This window comes from Microbacterium aurum, from assembly GCF_016907815.1.
Classification (GTDB): Bacteria; Actinomycetota; Actinomycetes; order Actinomycetales; family Microbacteriaceae; genus Microbacterium; species Microbacterium aurum.
The window spans coordinates 228,516-240,533 of the sequence record NZ_JAFBCQ010000001.1 but is presented as its reverse complement, the minus strand read 5'-3'; the positions used below and the strand labels follow the sequence as shown (position 1 = coordinate 240,533).

The window sequence follows — 12,018 nt, the reverse complement described above, 5'->3', positions numbered from 1 at the left end:
CGGCATGATGTCGCGAAAGCAGGCTGGATCGACTCCCGCGGGCCGCTGACGGTCGGCAGGATGCGTTTCAGCCTGCTTTTGCGACGTCGGCGGCGCGAGACACCGCCGCGACCGGCGCCCGACCGAGCGCCCCAGCTGCCCCGCGATGACACTGAGTCTCACCCTTCGTGGGTGTGGGTCTCACACAGGAGGGATGCCGTGGCGCGCGCGGTCGTTGTGGACGCTGCGCAACGGGTTTGCGGAGACGTTGTGGCACTCCTACCGTCGACAGTGACTCTCCCTGTCCGCTGTCGAAAGGCCCGCCATGACCGACGCCGCCGTCCGTCCCAAGAAGCCCGCCACCAGCAAGCGCACTCCCGCCGGTGGCGCACCGACCGCCGCGCACTCCGCCGACGAGGCGCACGAAGCCCGCATCCACCTCGACACCGTCACCGACCTGCTGCTCGGGACATGGGGCGAGACCCGCCGCGAGGCCCGCGAGATGATCAAGGACCCCGCGTTCTGGCGCATCGAGGGTCAGCCCATGCCGGAACACCGTGACCGCGTGCTCGGCCAGCTGCGACTCCTCGTCGAGCGGGGCGGCTCGCGCCGCGCGTTCCCGAAGGAGTACGGCGGCCTGGAGAACAACGGCGCCAACCTCGCCGGGTTCATGGAACTCGTGCTCGCCGATCCGAGCCTGCAGATCAAGTCCGGCGTGCAGTGGGGACTGTTCGGCTCCGCGATCCACCAGCTCGGGACGAAGAAGCACCACGACGCGTGGCTGCGCGACGTGATCGACCTCGAACTGCCGGGCGCGTTCGCGATGACCGAGACGGGGCACGGCTCGGATGTCGCGGCCATCGGCACCACCGCGACCTACGACCCCGCCACCGAGGAGTTCGTCATCCACACGCCGTTCCGCGGCGCCTGGAAGGACTACCTCGGCAACGCCGCGCTCCACGGCAAGGCGGCGACGGTGTTCGCCCAGCTCATCACGGGCGGCGTCAACTACGGCGTGCACTGCTTCTTCGTGCCGATCCGCGACGACGAGGGGAACTTCCTCCCCGGTGTCGGCGGTGAGGACGACGGCGTCAAGGGTGGCCTCAACGGCATCGACAACGGCCGGCTGCACTTCGACCAGGTCCGCATCCCGCGCTTCAACCTGCTCAACCGCTACGGCGACGTCGCCGCCGACGGCACGTACTCGTCCGAGATCCCGAGCCCCGGCCGCCGCTTCTTCACGATGCTCGGCGCCCTCGTGCAGGGGCGCGTGTCGCTGGACGGCGCGGCGACCACCGGCACGGCGCTCGCCCTCCACATCGCCGTCACCTACGCGAACCAGCGTCGCCAGTTCGACTCCGGCGCGGGGACCGACGAGGTCGTGCTGCTCGACTACGGAAAGCACCAGCGGCGCCTGCTGCCGCGGCTCGCGCAGGTCTACGCGCAGTTCTTCGCCGGCGACGAGCTGCTACGCACCTTCGACGGCGTCTTCTCGGGCGCCAAGGACACCCCCGCCGAGCGCGAGAACCTCGAGACCCTCGCCGCGGCCCTGAAGCCCCTGTCGACCTGGAACGCCCTCGACACCATCCAGGAGTGCCGTGAGGCGTGCGGCGGCTCGGGATTCCTCGCCGAGAACCGGCTCGTCGGCCTGCATCAGGACCTCGACGTCTACGTCACCTTCGAGGGCGACAACAACGTGCTGCTGCAGCTGGTCGGCAAGCGGCTGCTCAGCGACTACGCGAAGCAGTTCAAGGGGGCGGATGCCGCGAAGCTCGCCTCCTTCGCCGCTCGCAAGACCGCGGGCAAGGTGTTCCACGGCGCGGGCCTCCGCCAGTTCGGTCAGGCCGTCGCCGACCTGGGCTCGACCGCGCGCTCGGTCGAACTGGGACTGCGCGCCGAGCAGCAGCACGACCTGCTCGCCGGTCGTGTGCAGCAGATGATCGCCGACATCGCCGCGCGGCTGCGCCCGGCATCCAAAGCCTCTCCGGCCGAGGCCGCCGAGATCTTCAACGCCAACCAGGCCGAGCTCATCGAGGCGGCCCGGGCCCACGCGGAGCTGCTGCAGTGGGAGGCGTTCACCGACGGGATCGCCCGCGTCGACGACGAGGGCACGGCGCAGGTGCTCACCTGGCTGCGGGACCTCTTCGGACTGTCGCTCATTGAGAAGCACCTCGCCTGGCACCTCATCAACGGACGGCTCTCCACGCAGCGCGCCGCGTCGGTGTCGAAGTACATCGACCGGCTCTGCCGCCGCCTGCGCCCCCACGCGCAGGATCTCGTCGACGCGTTCGCCTTCGCGCCCGAGCACGTCCGGGCGCCCATCGCCTCGGGCGCCGAGCGCGCGCGGCAGGACGAGGCGCGGGCGCACTACGCCGACCTTGCGGCATCCGGTTCTGCGCCCGTCTCGGAGAAGTCGCTCAAGAAGAAGTGACGCGGGCGCGTCGGCGCCCGTGGATACGCTGGCCGGGTGAACGACCTGCGCATCGGCCCCGACGGACTGTCCCGCTGCGGCTGGGTCGGTGACGACGCGGAGTACCGCCGGTATCACGATGAGGAGTGGGGTCGGCCGCTGCACGGCGACCGCGCCCTGTTCGAGAAGATGAGCCTCGAGGGGTTTCAGGCTGGGCTGTCGTGGATCACGATCCTGCGCAAGCGCCCGCGCTTCCGTGAGGTGTTCGCCGGGTTGGAGCCCGCTGCCGTCGCCGCGTTCGACGAGGCGGATGTGGAACGGCTGATGGCGGATGCCGGCATCATCCGCAATCGCGCGAAGATCCTCGCCACGATCGGCAACGCTCGCCTGGTCGTGGCGATGGCGCCGGGGGAGCTCGACGCCCTGATGTGGTCGTTCGCCCCCGCGCCGCGGGCCGAGGCCGACCGGCCGCGGTCCTTCGCCGACGTGCCGGCGGTGACCGCGGCATCCGACGCCCTGTCGAAGACGCTCCGGAAGGCGGGCTTCCGCTTCGTGGGATCCACGACGATGTACGCGCTCATGCAGTCGGCCGGGATGGTCGACGACCACCTCGTCGGCTGCCATCGCGCGCGTGCCTAACTCAGTCTGCCGCCCGCGCGCGGCGGCGCGCGGGCGCATGATTCCGCGGCGGCTCCCGCTGCCGCAGCGCGGGCAGACTGAGTTACGCACACGTGACCCCGCCATGGGCCAGCGCGGGCGGACTGAGTTACGCACGCGTGACCCCCGCCATGGGCCAGCGCGGGCGGACAGAGTTACGCACGCGTGACCCCCGAGACCGCGGCCGGGCAGGGCAGACTGTCGCCATGGCACCCGAACCGCAGCCCGCGCACATCGCCGACTCGCACGAGGTCATCCGCGTCATCGGCGCTCGCGAGAACAACCTGCAGGGCATCGACGTCGAGATCCCCAAACGCCGGCTGACGGTGTTCACGGGGGTCAGCGGCTCCGGCAAGTCCAGCCTCGTGTTCGGGACGATCGCGAACGAGTCGCAGCGCCTCATCAACGAGACCTACCCGACGTTCGTCCAGCAGTTCATGGGGCAGCTGAGCCGCCCCGACGTCGACGCGCTCGAGAACATCAGCCCCGCGATCGTCGTCGACCAGGAGCGGATGGGATCCAACGCCCGCTCGACGGTCGGCACCGCGACCGACGTGCACGCGATGCTGCGACTCCTCTTCAGCCGCATCGGCGTTCCCCACGTCGGCTCGCCGCAGGCGTTCTCCTTCAACGTGCCGTCGGTCTCCGGCGCCGGCGCGGTCACGTTCGAGAAGAGCGGCCAGAAGGTCAAGGAGCGCCGCTCGTTCGAGATCACCGGCGGCATGTGCCCCGCGTGCGAGGGGCTCGGCCAGGTCAGCGACATCGACCTCGATGAGCTCCTCGACCGGTCGCTGTCGCTCGCGGCGGGCGCCATCCGCGTCCCGGGGTACAACCCGGACGGCTGGATGGTGAAGGGCTTCACCGAATCGGGGTTCCTCGACCGCGACAAGCCCATCGCCGACTACACCGAGGCCGAACTGCACGACTTCCTCCACAAAGAGCAGACCAAGGTCAAGATCGCCGGCATCAACATGACCTACGAGGGACTCATCCCCAAGGTCACGAAGTCGATGCTGCAGAAGGACCGCGACAGCCTGCAGCCCCACATCCGCGCCTTCGTCGACCGCGCCGTCAAGTTCATGCCCTGCCCGGCATGCGGGGGAACGCGCCTGAACGACGGCGCGCGCTCGTCGAAGATCGCCGGAGTGAGCATCGCGGATGCCGCGGCGATGCAGATCACCGACCTCGCCGCCTGGGTCGCCACGATCGACGACCCGGCCGTGGCGCCCCTTGTCGCCGGCCTCACCCAGGCGCTCGACTCCTTCGTCGACATCGGACTCGGCTATCTCTCGCTCGACCGCTCCAGCGGGACGCTCTCGGGCGGCGAGGCCCAGCGCACCAAGATGATCCGCCACCTGGGATCGAGCCTCACGGACATGACCTACGTGTTCGACGAGCCGTCCACGGGTCTGCACCCGCACGACATCCAGCGCATGAACGACCTGCTGCTCCTGCTGCGGGACAAAGGAAACACCGTCCTCGTCGTGGAGCACAAACCCGAGGTCATCGCGATTGCCGACCACGTCATCGACCTCGGCCCCGGCGCCGGCCGGCACGGCGGGCGCATCATGTACGAGGGCGACGTCGCGGGGCTCCGCGCCTCCGACACGATCACCGGCCGGCACTTCGACCATCGCGCCGAGCTCAAGCCCACCACCCGCACCCGGACGGGCGCGATCGAGATCCGCGGCGCGAACCTACACAACCTCAAGGACGTCGACGTCGATGTGCCGCTCGGCATCCTCACCGTCATCACGGGCGTCGCCGGATCCGGCAAGTCGTCGCTGATCCACGGCAGCCTGCCCGCGAGCGCCGAGGTCGTGGTCGTCGATCAGACCCCCATCAAGGGGTCGCGCCGGTCGAGTCCCGCGACGTACACCGGCATCCTCGACGACATCCGCAAGGCGTTTGCGAAGGCGAACGGCGTGAAGCCGGCGCTGTTCAGCGCGAACTCCGACGGCGCGTGCCCGGCCTGCCGGGGGCTCGGCGTCATCATCACAAATCTGGGCTTCACCCAGAGCGTCGAGACCCGATGCGAGCTGTGCGAGGGCTCCGGGTTCAGCGACGACGTGCTGGAGTACACCCTCGACGGGCGCACCATCGCGGAGGTGCTCGCGATGAGCGCCGACGAGGCGGCGGCTTTCCTGGGAAAGGGGCCCGCCCACACGACGCTCCTCCGCATGATCGACGTCGGGCTCGGCTACATCACGCTCGGTCAGGCGCTGAACACCCTCTCCGGCGGCGAGCGGCAGCGCCTCAAGCTCGCGATCTCGATGGCGAAGACGGGCGCCGTCTACGTCCTCGACGAGCCGACGACGGGCCTGCACCTCGCGGACGTCGACAACCTTCTGGCGCTCCTGGACCGGCTGGTGGATGCCGGCAACTCCGTCATCGTGATCGAGCACCATCAGGCGGTCATGGCTCACGCCGACTGGATCATCGACGTCGGCCCCGGTGCCGGCCGCGACGGCGGCACCGTCGTGTTCGAGGGGACCCCTGCCGACCTGGTGTCTCAGGGTGAGACGCTCACGGCCCAGCATCTCGCCCGGTACGTGGGCGCCTGAGCGGTCCGGTCCCGCCTCGCTCACCCCGCCGAACCCTCCCTCCCGGGACGAACCCTTATCTCCGGCACGCTCTGGGAGTGAGGGGTCGGTCCAGGGGCGAGGGTTCGCGCAGGGGGGCGGATGCCGGGGGATGGGCAGTTCTCCCCATGCCGGGCGTTTCAGTGCGCGCGGGAGTGTGACGTAGGCTAACGGCGTCTGCACGAGTGTGCGCCTGCTTCAGCACCAGGTCCCGACGCCACGCAACAACCGAGTCCGGAGGGGGAGCCGAGCCTCAATGAAGTCCTTTGCGTGGCTTCGCGCGCGTCCGCGCGCCCTCGCCTCGGCTGCTGTCGTCACCGCCGTGGCACTCACCGTCGGCTACTTCGCCTACGCCTACGAGGGCAAGCCCACCACCGAGGTCGACCTCAACGACGGCGGCGTCTGGGTCACGAAGCAGTCGAGCCTGCTCGTCGGACACTTCAACCACTCCTCCCGCGTCCTCGACGGCGGACTGCGCACCGGCTCCGCGGATTACGACCTGCTGCAGAGCGGCTCGCGCGTGCTGGTCGTCGACGGCACGGCATCCTCCATCTCGGCGATCGACCCGGCGCGCGTCATCATGTCCGACTCCGCCGACATCGCCCCCGGCTCCGAGATCGCGATGGGGTCGGGCACCGTCGCCGTCCTGGAGCCGTCCGGGTCGCTGTGGGCGAGCCCGTTCACTGCGGTCAGCGGCATCGGCGCCGAGGGCAGCGAACCGGTCGCCGACGTGGGCGAGAACGCCCAGGTGGCGGTCGGTGTCGACGGCACGGTCTACGCGGTCTCCGCCGAAGACGGCGCCCTGCGCTCCTACGGCCCCGGCGACGAGGGCGCGACGGTCGAGAAGTCCTCGCGCACCCTCGAGGGCGTCGCGAAGGACCACGAGCTGTCGATCACCGTCGTCGGCACGATCGCGTTCGTGCTCGATCACGACACGAACACGCTCTACGGCAGCGACGGCTCGCGGGTCGAGGTCCCCGCCGATGCCGTGCTGCAGGAGCCCTCCGGCACGGCGGATGCCGTGACGCTCGCGACCCCGACGGCGCTCGTGCGCGTGCCGCTCGGCGGCGGTGACCCGGTGACGACGGATGCCGGCGGCGCTAAGGGCACGGCCGCGCAGCCCGTCTACGTCGCCGGGTGCGCCTACGGCGCATGGTCGGGGTCCGGCCGCTACGTGCGCGACTGCCCGGGCGAGGCGGACGACGTCGTGCAGGAGGTGCCCGGCATCGAGCCGACGAGCATCCTGCGCTTCCGGGTCAACCGCGACGTGGTCGTCCTCAACGACGTGTTCGGCGGGGCGGCGTGGATGGCGTCGGACTCGATGCAGCGCGTCGACAACTGGCAGGACATCACGCCGCCGGAGGGCGAGGGCGAAGAGGAGGAGGAGACCACCGAGGAGACGGTGCAGACCACCCTCCCCGAGCGCACCGACCAGAACACCCCTCCCGTCGCGCAGGACGATGAATACGGCATCCGTCCCGGCCGCACGACGGTGCTCCCGGTGCTCGACAACGACACGGATGCCGACGGCGACGTCCTCGTCGCGGCGGTCTCGCAGGTCCCGGGCTTCGGCACGGTCGAGCCGATCCACAACGGCGCCGCCCTCCAGATCACGACGCCCGACGACGCCACCGGGTCGACGAGCTTCCGGTACACCGTGCAGGACGGCCGCGGCGGCGAGGCCACGGCATCCGTCACCCTCTCGGTCCACCCGTTCGACGTGAACTCCGCGCCGGTGCAGAAGCGCACGACGCCCATCACGGTCGAGTCGGGCGGCACCGCCTCGTACAACGTGCTGCCGGACTGGATCGACCCCGACGGCGACGACATCTTCCTGCTCGACGTCGTCGCCGACGGCGGCGACGAGGCCGACTTCACCTCCGACGGGCAGATCACCTACCGCGCGATCGGCGGGGTGCAGGGGCGCAAGGACGTGCCGATCGTCGTCTCCGACGGCACCGATCGCGGCGCCGGCGTCGCGCGCTACGACATCCGACCGCTCGGCACGACCGTGCCGATCACCAACGCCGACCACGTCGTCACCCGCGCCGGGCGCTCGGTGACCGTCGCGCCGCTGACCAACGACACCAGCTCCGGCAGCGAGCAGCTGCGCCTGACGCGTGTCGACGAGGTGCCCGGCGCCACCATCACGCCCGACTTCGCCGACAAGACCTTCACCTTCACGGCGGCAGCCCCCGGCACCTACTACGCCCAGTACCTCGTCTCGGCGGGCCCGAACTCGGTGCCCGGCCTCGTGCGCGTGGACGTGCTGCCGGAGTCCAACGAGGACCTGCCCCCGGTCGCGGTGCGCGATGTGGCCCTGCTGCCGAGCGGCGGCGAGGTGCTCGTGAACGTGCTCTCCAACGACACCGACCCCGCCGGCGGCATCCTCGTCGTGCAGTCGGTCACGGTCGACTCCGGCACGGGTGTCGCCGCGGCCGTTCTCGGTCACGAGACCATCCGCATCACCGATCTCGCCTCGATCGACCAGCAGGTGCGCGTCGGCTACACGATCTCCAACGGCTCGCAGTCGGCCGACGGCGAGATCGTCGTGATCCCGGTGCCCGCCCCCGCGCGGCTGCGCCCGCCGGTCGCCAACGACGACCAGGTCGTCGTGCGCGTCGGTGACACGGTCACGATCCCGGTGCTCGAGAACGACTACCACCCCAATGGCGACACGATCCACGTCGAGCCCGACCTCGTGCCGCCGCTCATCGACGCCGCCGACGGCGAGGCATTCGTGTCGGAGGACACCGTCCGCTTCCGCGCCGGCGACGAGCCGAAGACCGTCTACGCGACGTACCAGGCCGTGGATTCCACGGGCCAGCACGATGCCGCCTACGTCACGATCCAGATCCTGCCGCGCAACGACGAGGCCAACTCCGCCCCGCGCCCCCGCGACCTCACCGCCCGGACGCTCAGCGCGTCCCGCGTCGAGATCCCGGTGCCGCTGGACGGCATCGACGAGGACGGCGACTCCGTCGAGCTCGTCGGCATCGCCGACGCTCCGAAGAAGGGCCGCATCGCCGAGACGACGTCGAACAGCTTCACCTACGAGGCCTACGACGACGCGATCGGCTCCGACACCTTCACCTATCGCGTCCGCGACCGGCTGGGCAAGGAGGGCACCGCGACGATCCAGGTGGGCATCGCCCCGGCCGCCTCGACCAACCAGGCGCCCTACGCGGTGCGGGATGCCGTGGTCATGCGCCCCGGGCGCGAAGTGGCGCTGCCGGTGCTCGCGAACGACACCGACCCCGACGGCGACGAGGTCGGCTTCGCCCCCGACGACGCCGTCACGGTGCCCGACGGTGTCCCCGGCCTGAAGGCGAAGACGAGCGGCAAGTACCTGCTGATCACCTCGCCCGACGAGGAGATGAACACCTCGGTCCAGTACGCGATCACCGACGAGCGCGGACTGCGCGCGACCACGAGCGTGCAGATCACCGTCGACGAGGACGTGCCGCTGGAGCGCCCCATCGCCCGAGACGACCGTGTCCGCGCCGAAGACGTGCAGGACGATGGCACCGCCGACGTCGCCGTGCTCGACAACGACGACGACCCCGACGGCACCAAGAGCGCCCTCACCGTCACGCTCGGCGCCGGCGGCGACGGCGCCCGGGTCCTCCGCGACGGCACGGTGCGCGTGACGCTCGGCGAGACCGCGCAGCTGATCACCTACACCGTCACCGACGAGGACGACCAGTCGGCATCCGCCTTCATCCGCGTTCCCGCCCTCAGCGAGCTGCCGCCGAGCCTCATCTCCACCAACGCCGTCGAGGTCAAGAGCGGCGAGACGATCGAGCTGCCGCTGAAGGACTACGTGCGCGCCGCGGGAGGAAAGGACGTCGTCATCACCGAGGCCGCCAAGGTCACGGCCGCGCACGCGAACGGCGACCAGCTGTTCACCGACCAGCGCACGCTCGTCTACACCTCCGCCGACCGCTACTTCGGCACCGATGCGCTGACGTTCGAGGTGACCGACGGCGACGGGCCGGACGATCCCGCCGGCCGCAAGGCGACGCTCACGATCCCGATCACGGTGCTGCCGCCCGACAACCAGTCGCCGACGATGGTGGGCGCCTCGATGAACGTCGCGCCGGGCGAGGAGGCGTCGGCGCTCGACCTCGCCGCGCTCGCGACCGACCCCGACCCCGAGGACCAGGGCAACCTGACGTTCGAGCTGAAGGGCTCGACCCCCCAGGGGCTCACGGCCGATGTCGACGGTACGACGCTGCGGGTCTCCGCCGCGGCGAACACGGCGAAGGGCACACGGGCGCTGCTGACGGTCACCGCCGACGACGGCGAGACCGAGCCGGCCGAGGCGACGATCTCGGTCGAGGTCACGGCATCCACCCGCCAGCTCGCGAGCGCGAACGACGACGTCATCGAACAGTCCGACCAGGGCTCGACCGAGTCGGTCGCCGTGCTCGCCAACGACGTCAACCCGTTCCCCGACAAGCCGCTCACGCTCGACAGCGCCGTGCTCGAGACCGGTCAGGCCCAGGTGACGCTGAAGGGCGACCGCGTCGAGGTCACGAGCAACAAGACCTACGTCGGCACCGTCGTGGTGCGCTACCGGGTGATGGATGCCACGGAGGACGCCGACCGCGCCGTCGAAGGCCGCATCCGCATCACGGTGCAGGGGCGCCCCGACGCGCCCGGCAAGCCCGTCGTGTCGAGCGTGCAGAGCCGCACCGTCGTGCTGTCGTGGACGCCGCCCATCGACAACGGCTCGCCGATCACCGGCTACACGGTGACCTCGACGACCGGCGGCTACATGAAGCAGTGCGCCTCGACGACGTGCACCCTCGATGGGCTCACGAACAACGTCGAGTACAACTTCACCGTCATCGCGACCAACAAGGTCGGCGCCTCCGACCCGTCGGTGCCGTCGGAGACGGCGCGCCCCGACGTGCGCCCCGACACACCGGCCCCGCCGACGCTCGCGTTCGGCGACCGGAGCCTCAAGGTCGCGTGGACGACGCCGCGCACCGAGGGCTCGCCCGTCGAGACGTACACGCTGGAGATCTCGCCGGCGCCGCCGTCGGGCATCGTGCAGAAGACCGGTGTCGGAGCCACGAACACCGTCTGGGAGGGCCTGGAGAACGGGGTCGCTTATCAGGTGCGCGTGCGGGCGCACAACCGTGCGCCCGAGCCGAGCGACTTCAGCCCGTGGTCGGCCACGATGGTGCCCGCCGCGCCCCCGGTCGCTCCGAACTCACCGACGACGACGCTGCTCGACCCGGTCGGCTCGCAGGCGCAGATCGAGGTGAACTGGAACCAGCCCGCGAACAACGGCGACGCGATCTCGGGTTACCAGTTGCGCGTCAAGCAGGGCTCGACCGTCGTGAAGACCGTGCCGGTACCTGCCGGGCAGACGAGCCAGGCCGTCGTCGTGGACACCTCGACGACGAACTACACCTTCGACGTGCGCGCCCAGAACAAGGCCGGGTGGGGGGAGTACAGCCCCACCTCGGCGCCCCGTCGCGGCGTGACCGCGCCGGGTGCCCCCACGGGTGTCGCGGCGAGCGAGGGGAACAACCAGGTCGGCGTCACGTGGATAGCCGGTGCGGCCAACGGCGCCGCGTCCTCGGAGATCCAGTACCAGTACTCGGTGGACGGGGGCACGTGGAGGGGCGACTGGGCATCGGGCGGCTCGGGCGGCTCCGGCACGATCGCAGGTTCCCAGGTGGCCAACAACGGCACCTACACGGTGCGCGTGCGCGCCGTGTCGACCGTCGACGGATCGCAGTTCGCGAGCACGGCATCCAACACCTCCAACGCTGTGGCACCCTACGGCCCGATCGGAAACCCGAGCGCCTCGGCGAGCGGTGGAGACCGGGCGATCAGCTACTCGTGGAGTTCGCCGGGCCGCAACGGACGGGACATCTCGACGGAGGTGTACGTCGACGGGGCCCTGATCAGCCGCGATGCGAGCGGATCGTACTCGAAGGGGTACGGCTACAGCGCGACCGGCACCATCGAGGTGCGCACGAGCGCTGCGGGGCAGACCACGACGGTGTCGAGGTCGGCGACGACACAGCCCAAGCCCCCGCCGCGGGTGTGGGTCACGCGCGGTGCGGCCGCCCCGCAGTCGTGTGTCAACGGCTGCTACTACTTCGTCGTCAACTGGCAGAACATGGATGCCGGTCCGCGCGGTGTCGACTGCTACAACGGTGCACTGGGCGGTGGTGGCGCCGGCGACGGCTTCAACAACTACCGAGCGACGATCGACTTCACCGGTAACGGCTCGGCCCAGTTGGAGTGCCGACTGGGCGCGGACGGCTACGACGTCTGGGTGGACATCATCGGCTGGGGCGGCGGCGTCGACACCGAGAAGACATGGTGGCCGCGCGGTTAGCGCCGTCAATGTCACCGCACGACAAA

4 protein-coding genes are annotated in these 12,018 nt (G+C 70.4%); all 4 read left to right on the top strand.

What is annotated here, in order from left to right; genetic code table 11:
• Positions 1-304 precede the first annotated feature (304 nt).
• The 4 genes from JOD60_RS01105 (at position 305) to JOD60_RS01090 (ending at position 11,992) form a co-directional block, all read left to right on the top strand.
• Positions 305-2,410, top strand: a complete 2,106-nt coding sequence (locus tag JOD60_RS01105) for an acyl-CoA dehydrogenase family protein (protein ID WP_076691846.1) — start codon at positions 305-307, stop codon at positions 2,408-2,410.
• A 36-nt stretch (positions 2,411-2,446) separates the two neighbouring features.
• On the top strand, positions 2,447-3,028 hold the full coding sequence (locus JOD60_RS01100) for a DNA-3-methyladenine glycosylase I (RefSeq protein WP_076691845.1): 582 nt from the start codon (positions 2,447-2,449) through the stop codon (positions 3,026-3,028).
• A 224-nt stretch (positions 3,029-3,252) separates the two neighbouring features.
• Positions 3,253-5,610 carry an ATP-binding cassette domain-containing protein gene (locus JOD60_RS01095; RefSeq protein WP_076691844.1) on the top strand — a complete coding sequence of 786 codons (2,358 nt, stop codon included), beginning with the start codon at positions 3,253-3,255 and terminating at the stop codon, positions 5,608-5,610.
• 274 nt (positions 5,611-5,884) lie between these two features.
• The gene (locus JOD60_RS01090; RefSeq protein ID WP_076691843.1) at positions 5,885-11,992 is read left to right on the top strand and encodes an Ig-like domain-containing protein; all 6,108 of its coding nucleotides are present in this window, start codon (positions 5,885-5,887) and stop codon (positions 11,990-11,992) included.
• Positions 11,993-12,018 lie beyond the last annotated feature (26 nt).